This is a genomic window from Pseudomonas sp. JQ36 (assembly GCF_053851495.1).
Window position 1 is genome coordinate 145,519 of record NZ_CM132642.1, and the last position, 15,210, is coordinate 160,728.

Genomic DNA, 15,210 nt, shown 5'->3' on the forward strand with positions numbered 1-15,210 from the left:
CGACTGACCCACCGCATTCGCGAGCAAGCCCGCTCCCACAGGAGGTTGGTGTTACTTCAAAACAGATGTATCAGTCTTCCAGACCGAGAATGTCGCGCGCCACGGCCTCGGCAATCCGAATCCCGTCCACACCCGCCGACAGAATCCCGCCCGCATAACCGGCGCCTTCACCGGCCGGGAACAGGCCTTTGACGTTCAGGCTCTGCAGCGATTCGTTACGCGTGATGCGCAGCGGCGACGAGGTGCGGGTTTCGATGCCGGTCAACACCGCATCGTGCAGCGAGTAGCCGCGAATCTGCTTCTCGAACGCCGGCAACGCTTCGCGGATCGCTTCGATGGCAAAGTCCGGCAGCGCCAAGGCCAAGTCGCCCAGGGCCACGCCCGGTTTGTACGACGGCTCGACTTCGCCCAGCTCGGTCGACGGGGTGCCGTTGATGAAGTCGCCGACCAGTTGCGCCGGGGCCTTGTAGTCGCTGCCGCCGAGGATGAACGCGTGGGATTCCAGACGCTCCTGCAACTCGATACCGGCCAGCGGGCCGCCCGGGTAATCGACTTCCGGGGTGATGCCGACGACGATCCCGGAGTTGGCGTTGCGCTCGTTACGCGAGTACTGGCTCATGCCGTTGGTGACCACGCGGTTCGGCTCGGAGGTCGCTGCAACCACGGTGCCGCCCGGGCACATGCAGAAGCTGTAGACCGAACGACCGTTCTTGGCGTGGTGCACCAGTTTGTAGTCTGCAGCCCCCAGCTTCGGGTGGCCGGCGTACTTGCCCAGCCGCGCGCGGTCGATCAGCGATTGCGGGTGTTCGATGCGGAAGCCCACCGAGAACGGCTTGGCTTCCATGAATACGCCACGGCTGTGGAGCATGCGGAAAGTGTCGCGGGCACTGTGGCCGAGGGCCAGAACCACGTGTTTCGAATGCAGGGTTTCGCCGCTCGCCAGTTCGACGCCGACCAGTTGGCCGTCTTCGATCAGCACGTCGGTGACGCGCTCCTGGAAGCGTACTTCGCCTCCCAGGGCGCGGATCTCTTCACGCATGGTCTCGACCATGCCGGTCAGACGGAACGTACCGATGTGCGGTTTGCTGACGTAGAGGATTTCTTCCGGCGCGCCGGCCTTGACGAATTCGTGCAGGACTTTGCGGCCAAGGAACTTCGGATCCTTGATCTGGCTGTACAGCTTGCCGTCGGAGAACGTGCCCGCGCCGCCTTCGCCGAACTGCACGTTGGACTCGGGGTTGAGCACGCTTTTACGCCACAGGCCCCAGGTGTCCTTGGTGCGCTGACGGACTTCATTGCCGCGCTCGAGGATGATCGGCTTGAAGCCCATCTGCGCCAGCAGCAGGCCGGCGAAAATTCCGCACGGGCCGAAACCGACCACGATCGGGCGCTGGCTCAGGTCGCTTGGCGCCTGGCCGACGAATTTGTAGCTGACATCCGGCGCCACGTTGACGTTACGGTCGTCGGCGAACTTGCCCAGCACCTTGGCCTCGTCGCGCACGGTGAGGTCGATGGTGTAGATGAAGCACAGTTCGGAGGACTTTTTGCGCGCGTCGTAGCTGCGCTTGAACAAGGTGAAATCGAGCAAATCATCGCTGGCGATGCCCAGACGCTGCACGATGGCGGCACGCAGGTCTTCTTCGGGATGGTCGATTGGCAGCTTGAGTTCGGTGATTCGTAACATGGCGAGGATCCGGATTCGCGGGGCGCACAACTGCGCCAGGGCGTTTGAAGGCCGCGATTATAAGCCGCAAAGGCCGGATCCGGTGAGGCTAAAACGCTCAGTCGTTACGCGATCCGCCGAAATACCCGCAGCCACGCTCGACCTTGCCGTCGATGCGCAGCTCGGCGCTCATGTGCTGCACGCTGCCGGTGCTGCTGTCGACGCAGCGTTGCGGCGCGACCCACAACTCGATGCGCTGGTTGTTGGCTTCGCTGCTGAGGTTGAAGCGGCCGTCGCCCAGTTGCTCTTCGACATAAGGCACGGCAAGCGCCGGCTGGCCTTCGCGGTCAATGACCATGCCCTTGCCGCTGACTTTGACGCTCCACTCGGGACCGTGGCCGGCGGCACGCAGGATCAACAGCTTGAAGTTCGGGTCATCGCACGCGGTGCCGGAACGCTCGACGCGATACAACTGGCCGAGGTCGAGGCGGTCGCCAGCGATCTTCCCGCGCACATCGGCAAACAGCTTGCCCTGCTGATCGGCAAGGGTCGCGGCCTCTTGCAGCACGCTGGTGCCGCCGATGTCGTTGACCGCGTACTGACGCTGTTCGCCACACGGCTGGAACACCAGTTTGCCGTCGGCTGCCGTCAACTGCCCCTGCATCCGGGTCTGTCCGATGTGGGACGCGCTTTCCCGCGGGCCATCGAGCAATTGGCAGGCGGCGAACAATGGCAGCAGGGCAACAACAATCAACGAACGGGCAACACGCATCTTCGGCTCTCCAGACAAGTGCCGCCACGTTACGCAGGCTGACCGTTGATCACAAGGGTTTAGCCCACGTGAAAGGTCTGGCCGGTTTGCAGACCTTCGACACTTTTCGCGTAGGCCAATGCCACATCGGCTGCCGGAACCGGCTTGTAGCCACGGAAATACGGGGCGTAGCTGCCCATCGCTTCCAGCAGCACGGTCGGGCTGATCGAGTTCACCCGCAGGCCACGCGGCAGTTCGATGGCGGCGGCTTTGACGAAGCTGTCCAGCGCGCCGTTGACCAATGCTGCCGAGGCGCCGGTACGGATCGGGTCATGGCTGAGCACGCCGGTGGTGAAGGTGAACGAGGCGCCGTCGTTGGCGTATTCGCGGCCGATCAGCAGCAGGTTGACCTGGCCCATCAGCTTGTCTTTCAGGCCCAGGGCAAAGCTGTCGGCGTTCATCTCGCCGAGTGGGGCGAAGGTCACGTTGCCGGCGGCACAGATCAGCGCATCGAACTTGCCGGTCTGTTCAAACAGCTTGCGAATCGAGGCGCTGTCGCTGATGTCCACCTGGAAGTCGCCGCTGCTGCGACCGATGCGGATCACTTCATGACGCTGGCTCAGCTCTTTATCCACGGCCGAACCGATGGTGCCGGCGGCACCGATCAACAGAATCTTCATGGGACTGTTCCTCAATGGGTTGAACGAGGTTTCAGTCTAGAGTGGTTTTTTCTGCGGATAAGCGCACTAATAGGCAACCTTTGGTTTTCAAATGGAAACAATCCATGAGCGAAATGGATGATCTGGCGGCGTTCGCAGTGTTGATCGAGGCCGGTAGTTTTACCCTGGCGGCGCAGCAACTGGGTTGCAGCAAGGGCCAGTTGTCCAAGCGTATAAGCCAACTGGAAGCGCAGTTTTCCGTGGTGCTGCTGCAACGCACCACCCGCCGCCTGAGCCTGACTGCCGCCGGCGCCGCATTGTTGCCGCAAGCCCAGGCGTTGGTGGTGCAGGTGGAGCGCGCGCGGCAGGCATTGGCGCGTTTGAAAGACGACATGGCCGGCCCGGTGCGGATGACGGTGCCAGTATCGTTGGGGGAAACGTTTTTCGATGGTTTGCTGCTGGAGTTCTCGCAAAAATATCCCGAGGTGCAGATCGAACTGGAGCTGAACAACCACTATCGCGATCTGTCCCGGGATGGCTTCGATCTGGCGATTCGCGCCGAGGTGGCCAATGACGAGCGGCTGGTGGCCAAGCCACTGCTGGCGTGGCAGGAAATGACCTGCGCCAGCCCGGCGTATCTGGCGCAGTTCGGCGAACCGCTGACCCCGCAGGAGCTGGCCGAACACCGCTGCCTGCTCAACAGTCACTACAGTGGCCGCGAGGAATGGCTGTATCACCAACAGCACGAATTGCTGCGGGTGCGGGTGTCGGGGCCGTTCGCCAGTAACCATTACAACCTGCTGAAGAAAGCTGCACTGGCCGGCGCCGGCATCGCACGATTGCCGTCGTACCTGCTGCAAACCGAACTGGCTGACGGCCGATTGCGCTGGCTGCTGCGGGACTTTCAGACGCGCCGGATGCCGATGTATCTGGTGCATCCGTACCAGGGCGGTTTGCCGAAACGCACGCAGGTGCTGGCGGATTATCTGATCGGCTGGTTCAAACGCAGCGGCGAGGCGCTGGATCGGCTGCAGCGCTAACTCATTTCCTGTAGGAGTGAGCCTGCTCGCGATTGCGTAAGCAAATTCAACAGAAATGTTGGCTGGATTACCGCTATCGCGAGCAGGCTCACTCCTACAGTTTGTGGTCAGCTGGCAAAACGTCGTGCGATCAGGTGATCGATCGACAATCTGCCCGGTCCGGTCGCCATCAGGTACAGCAACACCGCCGCCCAGGTACCATGGGTCGGGTAGGCATCGGGATAGACGAACACCTCGATGACCAGCGTCATGCCCAGCAGCGCCAGTGCCGAAAACCTCGTGGCGAAGCCGATCAATATCAGCACCGGAAAGAAGTGTTCGGCGAACGCCGCCATGTGCGCGGCGACTTCCGGTGACAGCAGCGGCACGTGGTATTCGCTCTGGAACAACGGAATCGTCGAGTCCGCCAAGTGTGGCCAGCCGAGTTGAACGGTGCCGTCGAGCAAATCGATGGCCAGCCCCTCGACCTTGGTCTGCCCGGACTTCCAGAACACCGCGGCAATCGAAAACCGCGCGATGAAGGCGATCAGGCTGTGGGGGATTTTTTCCATGAGTCCGATGGCGCGAGTGATGAGGTTGCTCATGGCGATACCTGGTTGTTCAAGTCGGTGATGGCGTTGTGGCCGATCAGCAGGGCGAGGGTCTGCGGCAGATCGAACGGCGGGCTGTCTTGCGCCGCCTGCAGCAGCGGTCGGTGATGGAGCAGATGGCGGATGAACACGCAGGCGCCTTGATCGAGGGCAAAGACCTCGACCTCCAGACCGTTGCGCAGCACCAGTGCGTGTTGCCCTTGATGGATGTCGATGCCCGCGAGCGTCGCGTCTCCTTGATGTGCCGCCCAGATCGAAACCACCGCACAGGCCGAATCGAGCAGGTGCAGCGAGGGATGCAGGGTGATGTTCAGTTCGGCGAGTGTTTGTGGATCGGCCAGTGCAGCGCTGATCTGTTGCTCACTGACCGTCGCGGCATCGGCTGCGTGATAAGCGCGGGTGCGCAAGCGTTCGAGCCGTGCGACATCGGCCAGATACGGCACCTCGGCCGCCGGTTCGAATGCGTCAATGAAGTCCGCCAGACCGTCGCCGTAACGGCTCATCAACGGACTGTGCGGCGGCTGCTGCTGGATGAATATGCCGGCCATGCCACGGAAGAATTCCTCGCCGACCAACTGCTGCACCACCGGATAACTGTCGGCCAGCGCGTTGATCAACGAACCTTGCACGTTATTGCGATACACCGAGAATCGGCTGGCAGGATCGGCACCGTTGGCGCTGCACAGGCCGGCGGGGCAGGGCAGGCGAGTGTCGAGCAGAGCGGCGCTGAAGTCGGCTTGAGTGCTCATGGCCGACTCCCAGCGTGCAGCAACAACGCTTCGGCCTGCTGCGCCTCGGCCAGCAGCACATTGAACGCCGGGACCTCATTGTCCCGTTCGATCAAGGTTGCCACCGGGCCGATGCGTTCCAGCGCTTGCCGATACAGCGCCCAGACCGCGTCATCAATCGGCGCGCCGTGATCATCGATCAGCAAGCGGTCGCCGAGGCTATCGGCGTCTTCGGCGAACCCGGCCAGATGAATCTCGCCGACCGCGTGCAACGGCAGCGCGTCGAGGTAGGTCAGTGGCTCGCGTTGATGATTGATGCACGAGACGTAGACGTTGTTGACGTCGAGCAGCAGACCGCAGCCGCTGCGACGGATGACCTCGGTGATGAACTCCGGCTCATCGATGGTCGAGCGTTCGAAGCGGAGATAGGTCGCTGGATTCTCCAGTAGCATCGAACGCTTGAGGCTGTTCTGCACCTGATCGATGTGTTCGCAGACGCGGTTCAGGGTCGGCGTGTCATACGCCAGCGGCAGCAGGTCATTGAGGAACACCGGGCCGTGGCTCGACCAGGCCAGGTGTTCGGAAAAGGCTTGCGGTTGATAGCGCTCGATCAGTGTTTGCAGGCGTTGCAGGTGCTGCACGTCCAATGGCCCTTCGGCCCCGATCGACAGCCCGACGCCGTGCAGCGACAGCGGATACTGTTCACGGATCAACCCGAGAAAATGATGAAACGGACCGCCATCGACCATGTAGTTTTCGGCGTGAACTTCGAAGAAGCCGATGTCCGGTCGGGTGCCGAGCACTTCACGCAAGTGCCCGGTCTTGAGCCCCAGCCCCGCTCGGGGCGGGAGCCCGCAGAGGGCTGCCCGAGTGCGCGGTGGGACAGGTTCGTTGATTGTGAACATGAGCGTCACTCGGGCAGGCAATGGATCAGGACTTGGCTTTGAAGGCTTCCATCTGACCGAAACCGGTCGGCGAGGTCTTGCTCTCGGTGGTGGTGCAGGTGCCTTTTGGCACTAACTTCCACGCGTTGGGCTGGTAGTCCATCTTGGCTGTGCCGGCACACGTGGTGCCTGCGCCCGCGGCGCAATCGTTGTGGCCTTTCATGGCCACGCCGAAGCATTTTTCCATGTTGCTGTTGTCGGCGGCATTGGCGCTGGAAACGGCGGTCATGCTCAGGGCGGAACCAAGAGCCAGAACCAGTGCCGCGGCGGACAGGGTGCGAGTGGTAGCAGTCATGATGTTTCTCCAGATTTGAGCTTGGGTTTTACAAGCGAAGTGCGCTTGCTTGTCTCACTAGAGAAACGACATGGCGATGCGTTACAGCGCAGTGCAAAGTTTTTTCAAAACTTCTTCGAACACGGCAAACCACTGTGGGAGCGGGCTTGCTCGCGAAGGCGTAGTGTCAGACGCCATTGATGTTGGATGACACACCGCATTCGCGAGCAAGCCCGCTCCCACAAGGGATTGTCGGTGGATGGAAGGTTTTTGACAGACAAAAAAACGGCCCGAAGGCCGTTTTTTGTTTGCAGCAATGACTCAACCGCCGAGGTACGCCTCGCGTACTTTCGGGTCGGTCAGCAGCGCTTCACCGGTGCCTTGCATGACCACGCGGCCGTTCTCCAGAACGTATGCACGGTCAGCGATTTTCAGCGCCTGGTTGGCGTTCTGCTCGACCAGGAACACTGTTACACCGTCCTTGCGCAGCTGTTCGATGATGTCGAAGATCTGCTGGATGATGATCGGTGCCAGGCCCAGCGACGGCTCGTCGAGCAGCAACAGTTTCGGCTTGCTCATCAGCGCCCGGCCGATGGCGAGCATCTGCTGTTCGCCGCCGGACATGGTGCCGCCGCGCTGGTTGAAGCGTTCTTTCAGGCGCGGGAACAGGCCGAGGACCTTGTCCATTTGCTCCTGATAGTCGCCCTTGTCGGTGAAGAAGCCGCCCATGGACAGGTTTTCTTCGACGGTCAGCCGGGCAAACACCCGACGACCTTCCGGTACTACCGCGATGCTCTTGCGCATGATCTGCGACGAGTCCTGGCCGACCAGTTCCTCACCCATGTAGCGGATGCTGCCGCTGTGCGCCTGCGGCGAACCGCAAAGCGTCATCAGCAGCGTGGACTTGCCGGCACCGTTGGCGCCGATCAGGGTCACGATCTCGCCCTGACGGACTTCGACGTTGACGCTGTGCAGGGCCTGGATCTTGCCGTAGAAGGTGGAAACGTTTTCGAACTGCAGCATTTACGCTTCCCCCAGGTAGGCTTTGATCACTTCAGGATTATCGCGGATCTGTTCCGGCGTACCGTCAGCCAGCGGCGTGCCCTGGTTGATCACGACGATGTGGTCGGAAATGCTCATGACCAGTTTCATATCGTGCTCGATCAGCAGCACGGTCACGTTGTGCTCTTCACGCAGCACGCCGATCAGCGCCTTGAGGTCTTCGGTTTCCTTCGGGTTCAGACCGGCCGCCGGTTCGTCGAGCATGAGGATCCGCGGGCGGGTCATCATGCAGCGGGCGATTTCCAGCCGGCGTTGCTGACCGTAGGCCAGAGTGCCGGCGGTACGGTTGGCGAACTCTTTGAGGTTGACCTTTTCCAGCCAGTACTCGGCATATTCCATGGCCTCGCGCTCGCTCTTGCGGAACGCCGGGGTCTTGAACAGGCCGGACAGGAAGTTGGTGTTCAGGTGACGGTGCTGGGCGATCAACAGGTTCTCGACCGCTGTCATGTCCTTGAACAGCCGCACGTTCTGGAAGGTGCGCACCACGCCCTTGAGGGCGATCTTGTGCCCCGGCAGGCCCTGGATTGGCTCGCCGTCCAGCAGGATGCTGCCACCCGAGGGCTGGTAGAAACCGGTCAGGCAGTTGAACACGGTGGTCTTGCCCGCGCCGTTCGGCCCGATCAGTGCCACCACTTGTTTCTCCTTGACGGTCAGGGCCACGCCATTGACCGCCAGCAAGCCGCCGAAGCGCATGCTCAGATTTTCAACCTTCAGGATCTCGCGGCTCATTTTCGCAACTCCATGTGTGGGCGTTGCATCGGCAGCAGACCTTGTGGACGCCAGATCATCATCAATACCATCAGCGCACCGAACATCAACATCCGGTATTCGCTGAACTCACGCATCATTTCCGGCAACAGGATCATCACTACGGCGGCCAGGATCACGCCCAGTTGCGAGCCCATGCCACCCAGCACGACGATGGCGAGGATGATCGCCGACTCGATGAAGGTGAACGATTCCGGGGTCACCAGACCCTGACGGGCGGCGAAGAAACTACCGGCAAAACCGGCAAACGCAGCACCGAGGGTGAACGCGGAAAGCTTGATCACGGTCGGGTTCAGACCCAGCGCGCGGCAGGCGATTTCGTCTTCACGCAACGCTTCCCAGGCACGGCCGATCGGCATGCGCAGCAGGCGGTTGATCACGAACAGCGCCGCCAGCGCCAGCAACAGGGCAACCAGGTAGAGGAAAATCACCTTGTTGATCGAGTTGTATTGCAGGCCGAAATACTCGTGGAAGGTTTGCATGCCTTCCGCGGCTTTGCGTTCGAAGGTCAGGCCGAAGAACGTCGGTTTCTCGATGTTGCTGATGCCGTTCGGGCCACCGGTGATGTCGGTCAGGTTACGCAGGAACAGCCGGATGATCTCGCCGAAACCGAGGGTCACGATCGCCAGGTAGTCACCGCGCAAGCGCAACACCGGGAAGCCCAGCAGGAAACCGAACGTCGCCGCCATCAGGCCGGCAATCGGCAGGCAGATCCAGAAGCTCAGGCCATAGTAGTGCGACAGCAATGCGTAGCTGTAGGCGCCGACGGCGTAGAAGCCGACATAGCCCAGGTCAAGCAGACCGGCCAGACCGACGACGATGTTCAGACCGAGGCCGAGCATCACGTAGATCAGGATCAGCGTTGCAATGTCCACCGCGCCACGGGAGCCGAAGAACGGCCAGATCAGTGCGCCAAGGATCAGCGCAATGATGATGTAGCGTTGCGTGGTCGGCAGGGTCAGGAAGTTGCTGGCCTTGGCCGGGATCAACGGCATGCCCGGCGAGGATCGCCAGGCCTTGCTGATCTGCTGGTTGAACAGCACCCGCAGGAACATCAGCACCGAGCAGATGGCGATGGTCGCCAGAATGGCCGGGCTGGTGTTGTGCACTTCGAGGTTGATGCCGACGATGGTCAGTTTCAGACCGAGTACCGGGTAAGCCACGGCCCACACCAGCAAAGCGCTGAACAGCGCCTGTTTAAGATTCCTAGTCATACTTTCTCAACCTCCGGACGGCCCAGAATGCCGGTCGGACGGAACAACAGCACCAGAACCAACAAGCCGAAAGCCACGACGTCCTTGTACTGGTCGCCGAAGATATCGGCGCCAAAGGCTTCCGCCACCCCAAGCACCAGCCCGCCGAGCATGGCGCCGGGGATGCTGCCGATGCCGCCCAGTACCGCGGCGGTGAAGGCCTTGAGGCCGACGAGGAAACCGGCGTTGGGGTTGATCACCCCGTATTGCATGCTCAGCAGCACAGCCGCAACGGCCGCCAGCGCAGCACCAATGACGAAGGTCAGGGCGATGATGTTGTTGGTGTTGATGCCCAGCAGGTTGGCCATCTTGATGTCTTCGGCGCAGGCGCGGCAGGCGCGACCCAGGCGAGAGCGGGAGATGAACAGCGTCAGGCCGAGCATGGCGATCAGGGTCACCACGAACACCACGATTTGCATGTAGGAAATCAGCACTTCTTGTGCGCCACCTGGGCCGAAGGCAATGTTGCCCGGAATCAGGTTGGGGATAGCTTTGTCCTTGGAGTCTTGCGCCAGCAGAACGGTGTTCTGCAGGAAGATCGACATACCGATCGCGGAAATCAGCGGGATCAGACGGTTGCTGCCGCGCAACGGGCGGTAGGCAATGCGTTCGATGCTGTAACCGTAGGAACTGGTGACGACGATGCTGGCGATGAACGCCGCCGTCATCAACAGCGGGACACTGTCGAGTCCCATCATGGTCAACCCGGCGATGGCGATGAACGCCACGTAAGAGCCGATCATGTACACCTCGCCGTGGGCGAAGTTGATCATTCCAATGATGCCGTAAACCATCGTGTAGCCGATGGCGATCAAGGCATACATGCTGCCAACGTTAAGGCCGTTAACCAGCTGTTGGAAGAAGTGATAGATGTCAGGCATTACAGCGCTCCTAAAAACCTGATACGCATTTCACTGGTGGAGTCATTTTCCCGCCCGGCCCCGTGGATCTTTATCCACTTCGAATCCGGGTTTTGCCAGCGAACCGCTGATGACGGTTTTGAGATTTTCAGGTGGGGAGACTGGCGGATCACGCCAGCGCGGCCCAATACATTCGTAAAACAAAGCCCACGGCACGCCGTGGGCTTTATTGGCAGTCAGTCAGGCAGCGCCTTACTGAGGCGATACTTCAGTTTTAGGTTTGCCGTTGTGCCACTCGTAGACCACGAATTTGAAGTCTTTGAGGTCGCCCTTGGCGTCAAAGCTCAGGTCGCCGGTCGGGGTCTTGAAGGTACCGGCGTGGATGGCTTCAGCCACTTTGGTCGCGTCTTCGGACTTGGCTGCCTTGATGCCTTCGGCAATTACAGTCACCGCCGAGTAGGAAGGGAACACGAACGGACCGCTCGGATCTTCCTTCTTGGCTTTGAATGCGTCAGCCAGAGCAACGTTGGCTGGATCCTGATCGAAGGATTTCGGCAGGGTCACCAGCAGGCCTTCGGATGCGTCCTTGGCGATTTGAGTGATCGAGTCGTTACCCACGCCTTCCGGCCCCATGAACTTGGCTTTCAGGCCTTTTTCCTGGGCTTGGCGCAGGATCAGACCCAGTTCCGGGTGGTAGCCGCCGTAGTAGACGAAATCGACGTTGGCTTGCTTGAGCTTGGCGATGATCGCCGAGAAGTCTTTGTCGCCGGCGTTGACGCCTTCGAACACGGCAACCTTGGTGCCTTTCTTCTCGAGAGTCGATTTGACCGCGGTGGCGATGCCTTCGCCGTACTGCTGCTTGTCGTGCAGGACGCCAACGATTTTCGGTTTTACGTGATCGGCAATGTAGTTACCGGCGGCAGGGCCCTGGGCGCTGTCCAGGCCGATGGTACGGAAGACCATTTTGTAACCACGGGCGGTGATGTCCGGGCTGGTGGCAGCCGGGGTGATCATGATCACGCCTTCGTCTTCGTAGATATCCGAAGCAGGCTGAGTGGAGCTGGAGCACAGGTGACCGACCACGAACTTGACGCCGTCGTTGACGACCTTGTTCGCAACCGCTACCGCTTGTTTCGGATCGCACGCGTCATCGTATTCAACGGCTTCGAGTTTCTTGCCGTCGACGCCGCCCTTGGCGTTGATCTGCTCGATGGCCATTTTCGCGCCACTGAACTGCATGTCGCCGTATTGGGCTACAGGACCGGTCTTGGGGCCGGCGATACCGATCTTGATGGTGTCAGCGGCGAACGAATGGCTGGCAACCCCGGCCAGAACCATAGCGGCAAACAGTTTGGAAATCTGCTTAGTAGCCTTAGTCATAGTGCTCCACTCTTACTGTTGTAATTTTTTTGAGTTCTGGCGCCGTAGCAGCAGAACCGGGTCAGATATCTTTGCGATACCCTCCGGAAATGCCCCCGGCAACTGTACCGGTACAGTGTAGAGCGCCGGTTGTTGGCCTGGGAAGCAGGCGCCGAGGGGCAAAACTTGGGGGTGTCGCATTTTTGAATGAAAAAGACAGAATTGCGGCGGGGGTTTGGTGGGCATATATCCCAATCACCAGCATTCCTTGGCGTTCCTGCTCTTTTCGTTCGGTGAAGCCATTTGCAACCGGGTTTTTCTGCCGAACCAGCGACGTTATCATTCGCGTCGATTTCTTTTCCGGACAGTCCCATGAATCAAGAACCTAGCACCCTCTATGCCAAGCTGCTTGGTGAAACCGCATCTATTACCTGGAAAGAGCTGGAGCCGTTCTTCGCCAAGGGTGCCCTATTGTGGGTCGACCCGGCCCTGGATTTGATCGCCGCCGCCGAGGCCGTGGCATCGGACGATGGCGAGAAAGTCGCTGCCTGGCTGGCCGAAGACAAGGTCGCCAAGCTGTCTGAAACGCGGGCGCTGGATATTTTCGAGCGTGATCCGGCGCTGTGGGCGGTGGTGGTGAGTCCGTGGATTCTGATCCAGGAAAGGGCAGTCGCTTGCGACGTGGCACCATGATGGTGCGGCGAGTCATCCGCAAAAAGTGTGTAGCGGAGTAGCGTGATGGCACGTTGCCGTAGAGAAAGGCCACAAGCGTGGGTGGCCTCACGGTGACGTAAACGTAACGGGAACAGTTTATTGAGCAGCCTGAGGGCTGCTTAATTGTTTCTGGATGTTGGAAGGGCTGAGATTTTCAGGGAATTTCAGGGCCTCATCGCGAGCAGGCTCACTCCTACAGAGGAACGCATTCCAACTGTAGGAGTGAGCCTGCTCGCGATAGGGGCAACTCGGATCTGGATCAGGCCGAGTAAGTCTTCCCGGTATGGTTATTCAGCGAAATAACCTTGGTCTTGCCGATCCGGTGACGGTAGATCTCGCGCAGGTACTTGATCGATTTCTTCACGCAATCGCGCGACAGGCGAATGTCGTTGATCGAGACGAATTTGTCCTTGTCGTTGATCAGCTCGCGGTACTTCTTCTCGTACATCGGTTTGATCGCGTACCAGTTGGTATCGAGGATCTTCGCCGGGTTTTCGAACTCGTTGAGCAGATCGTCGATGCGCTCTTCGTCGAACTCCTCGTTGATGATGAAGTCGAGGATCGAGTTGTCCAGGGTCTCGTCGAAACGGTACGGGTTCTTGGCAAAGCAGCGCTTGATGAACGCCACGATCAACGTCAGGAAGTCGTCCGACAAGCACGGGCTCTTGGCGATCAGGGTGGTCAGCGACAGGTTGGCCGAGGCGCCGATCACCAGCGCATAACGCTTGAGCGTGGTGTTGGGGAACAGGCTGTTGAGGTGGGTCTTCAACCGGTTCAGGTCCATGTACGACAGCTTGTAGTCTTTCGGCAACGAGACGATCGAGACCACCGACGAGCAGTTCTTGAAGAAGTGCAGGTCGTGCAGCGCGGCGGCGTCGTAGCCGGAATTCTTGTACTGCTCCAGCGAGGCGCGATAGCGCTTGGATTCGATCGGCAGCAGGCTGATGCCTTCAATGGCCTGGGTGACCTTGTTGAAGTGCGGCAGGTCGATCGAGCGGAAAAACAGGTCGTCGATGTTCAGGCGCTGCGGCTCTTTGTCGAACACCTTGAACTTGTCGCTGCTCGGCGGCGGGGTTTCCGGCACCACCGATTCCGCGTAGGCAATCGCCACCGGGCCGGCCAGGCTCATGAACAGGTCGTTGGCGTCCAGGCGAATGGTTTCACCGATGTCGATGCCGGCGCGACGGAAGTAGTTCTGGTCGTAGTCGGTGGTCACCGCCTGCGCCGTCAGAATGTTGAAGATCTGCTGCGAGATGTACTGGTTGGCGTGCTTCTCCATCGCATTGACATCAATGTTCTGGATGTTGCCGTCATCGCTCTCTTCGGCGTAACGCATGATGTCGTTGGAGATCAGCATCATCGCGTTCCATGGGCGTATGCGCCCCATGACGCTGGCTTCGCTGCTGTCTTCATTGGCGAAGTTGTAGGAGAAATCCCATTCTTCCGACAGGTATTTGCACAGCAGGCGTCCGGCGTTGATGTGCAACGCCTCGGACATTTCACTGCGGTGATCGGAAATGTTCGGCAGTACGCAGATGCCGCTGGTGAAGATCGGCTCGAACACGAACGAATGCCCGCTCTTGCCGTCGTGTTCGTCCATCGGCTTGGTGTCGAACGTCTTGTTCATGTACGAGTGCTGCTGGGCCAGGCCGAATTCCGAGGCCATGCCCGAACCGGTACCGCCGCCGGCACTGAAGATCGAGAAATACAGGCGCGACTGGTTGGCCTTGATGCCGCAGCTGTCGATCAGGTACGAGTGGATCATTTTCCAGTCGGGACTGGAGAAGCGCTGGGTGTCCTTGTTGAGGATGATCTTCGCCAGGTACTGGCCGAGGATCGGCGCGTTACCGGCGCCACCGGCGTGGACTTCGGACAAGTCCATGATCTTCATTTTGCTGTAGTCGCGCAGAAAGCCGCTTTTCTCGCCCTTGCGCGAGAAGCGGATGCGCCCGGCGATGTCCTTGTCGAGGTCGCCGAGCATCACCAATGGTTCGACGAGGAACACCGGTTTGCTCGACTTGTTCGGGCCAATGCGCAGGTTGTTTTTGATCCATTGCGCCGGGCTGTAGCCCTTGTCGGCCAGACGCCGATCTGCCGCGCGGTCTTCGTTGTTGAATTCGTTGAGGTAGAACTTGCGTGCGTTGTACACCAGCTCCGCGACGTCGAGGGCGATGTTCGAGCCGCAGCGACCGAGGCCGATCAGGCACACCGACGGAAATTCCTGATCGTTATGCTGTTCGTTGTCGCCTTCCAGGTGCGGCGGGCGCGGGAACACCAGATCACGCAGACCGTCGAGGTTGTCGAGGATGCGGTCGGTATTGGTTTCGGTGTAGTACAGATATTGCTGAGTGCCCAGCGGGCGCGAGGGAGGCAATGGCTTCGATGGTGACGGGCTGTTTGCGGCAGGGCTCAGGGTCAGATCGGATACCGCAGTGGCGGGATTGTTTTTAGAAGTCATTGTGCGCCATATACCTGGACTGGTTGGTCCGCTGACCAGTGTCAGCGAGCCTCACGGAATAAGATCTCGCGTCTTTTATTGCGCGAA

General features: G+C 60.0%; 15 protein-coding genes. 2 read left to right on the forward strand and 13 right to left on the reverse strand.

Annotated features, from left to right (window positions below; all coding sequences use genetic code 11):
* Positions 1-70: 70 nt before the first annotated feature.
* The 3 genes from ACS4NR_RS00750 to ACS4NR_RS00760 form a co-directional block, all read right to left on the reverse strand.
* Positions 71-1,684 carry an NAD(P)/FAD-dependent oxidoreductase gene (locus ACS4NR_RS00750; RefSeq protein WP_456018868.1) on the reverse strand — a complete coding sequence of 538 codons (1,614 nt, stop codon included), beginning with the start codon at positions 1,682-1,684 and terminating at the stop codon, positions 71-73.
* Between the two features lie 97 nt (positions 1,685-1,781).
* Positions 1,782-2,435, reverse strand: coding sequence for a COG3650 family protein (locus tag ACS4NR_RS00755; protein WP_095138453.1), 654 nt, complete (start codon positions 2,433-2,435; stop codon positions 1,782-1,784).
* A 59-nt stretch (positions 2,436-2,494) separates the two neighbouring features.
* Positions 2,495-3,094 (reverse strand): short chain dehydrogenase, encoded by a 600-nt coding sequence (locus ACS4NR_RS00760; protein ID WP_098967565.1) that lies wholly within the window; start codon positions 3,092-3,094, stop codon positions 2,495-2,497.
* Positions 3,095-3,198: 104 nt separating this feature from the next.
* On the opposite strand from ACS4NR_RS00760, the gene ACS4NR_RS00765 reads away from it, so the two are divergent.
* Positions 3,199-4,113: a LysR family transcriptional regulator gene (locus ACS4NR_RS00765; RefSeq protein WP_253151630.1), complete on the forward strand. Its 915-nt coding sequence runs from the start codon at positions 3,199-3,201 to the stop codon at positions 4,111-4,113.
* Positions 4,114-4,220: 107 nt separating this feature from the next.
* Here ACS4NR_RS00765 and ACS4NR_RS00770 read toward each other — a convergent pair whose 3' ends face one another.
* The 9 genes from ACS4NR_RS00770 to ACS4NR_RS00810 form a co-directional block, all read right to left on the reverse strand.
* Complete coding sequence (locus ACS4NR_RS00770; protein WP_456018869.1) at positions 4,221-4,697, reverse strand: DoxX family protein; 477 nt, start codon at positions 4,695-4,697, stop codon at positions 4,221-4,223.
* Positions 4,694-5,452 carry an HvfC/BufC N-terminal domain-containing protein gene (locus tag ACS4NR_RS00775; RefSeq protein WP_456018870.1) on the reverse strand — a complete coding sequence of 253 codons (759 nt, stop codon included), beginning with the start codon at positions 5,450-5,452 and terminating at the stop codon, positions 4,694-4,696. Before ACS4NR_RS00775 ends, ACS4NR_RS00770 begins: the two co-directional genes overlap by 4 nt.
* The gene (gene bufB / locus ACS4NR_RS00780) at positions 5,449-6,336 is read right to left on the reverse strand and encodes an MNIO family bufferin maturase (RefSeq protein ID WP_456018871.1); all 888 of its coding nucleotides are present in this window, start codon (positions 6,334-6,336) and stop codon (positions 5,449-5,451) included. Before bufB ends, ACS4NR_RS00775 begins: the two co-directional genes overlap by 4 nt.
* A gap of 25 nt (positions 6,337-6,361) precedes the next feature.
* Positions 6,362-6,670: a BufA1 family periplasmic bufferin-type metallophore gene (locus tag ACS4NR_RS00785; protein WP_115986234.1), complete on the reverse strand. Its 309-nt coding sequence runs from the start codon at positions 6,668-6,670 to the stop codon at positions 6,362-6,364.
* Between the two features lie 300 nt (positions 6,671-6,970).
* On the reverse strand, positions 6,971-7,672 hold the full coding sequence (locus tag ACS4NR_RS00790) for an ABC transporter ATP-binding protein (protein ID WP_003222380.1): 702 nt from the start codon (positions 7,670-7,672) through the stop codon (positions 6,971-6,973).
* Positions 7,673-8,440 carry a high-affinity branched-chain amino acid ABC transporter ATP-binding protein LivG gene (gene livG / locus ACS4NR_RS00795; RefSeq protein ID WP_095138460.1) on the reverse strand — a complete coding sequence of 256 codons (768 nt, stop codon included), beginning with the start codon at positions 8,438-8,440 and terminating at the stop codon, positions 7,673-7,675. It abuts the gene before it with no gap.
* A complete protein-coding gene (locus ACS4NR_RS00800; protein ID WP_115986233.1) occupies positions 8,437-9,693 on the reverse strand; it encodes a high-affinity branched-chain amino acid ABC transporter permease LivM in 1,257 nt (418 codons plus the stop codon). The genes livG and ACS4NR_RS00800 overlap by 4 nt, the downstream gene beginning before the upstream one ends.
* Positions 9,690-10,613 (reverse strand): high-affinity branched-chain amino acid ABC transporter permease LivH, encoded by a 924-nt coding sequence (livH, locus tag ACS4NR_RS00805; RefSeq protein ID WP_007918526.1) that lies wholly within the window; start codon positions 10,611-10,613, stop codon positions 9,690-9,692. Before livH ends, ACS4NR_RS00800 begins: the two co-directional genes overlap by 4 nt.
* A 231-nt stretch (positions 10,614-10,844) precedes the next feature.
* On the reverse strand, positions 10,845-11,972 hold the full coding sequence (locus ACS4NR_RS00810) for a branched-chain amino acid ABC transporter substrate-binding protein (protein ID WP_095138462.1): 1,128 nt from the start codon (positions 11,970-11,972) through the stop codon (positions 10,845-10,847).
* Between the two features lie 351 nt (positions 11,973-12,323).
* Here ACS4NR_RS00810 and ACS4NR_RS00815 point away from each other — a divergent pair, with 351 nt between their 5' ends.
* On the forward strand, positions 12,324-12,644 hold the full coding sequence (locus ACS4NR_RS00815; RefSeq protein WP_095138463.1) for a DUF2288 domain-containing protein: 321 nt from the start codon (positions 12,324-12,326) through the stop codon (positions 12,642-12,644).
* 280 nt (positions 12,645-12,924) lie between these two features.
* Here ACS4NR_RS00815 and ACS4NR_RS00820 read toward each other — a convergent pair whose 3' ends face one another.
* The gene (locus tag ACS4NR_RS00820; RefSeq protein WP_456018872.1) at positions 12,925-15,123 is read right to left on the reverse strand and encodes a hypothetical protein; all 2,199 of its coding nucleotides are present in this window, start codon (positions 15,121-15,123) and stop codon (positions 12,925-12,927) included.
* Between the last annotated feature and the right edge of the window lie 87 nt (positions 15,124-15,210).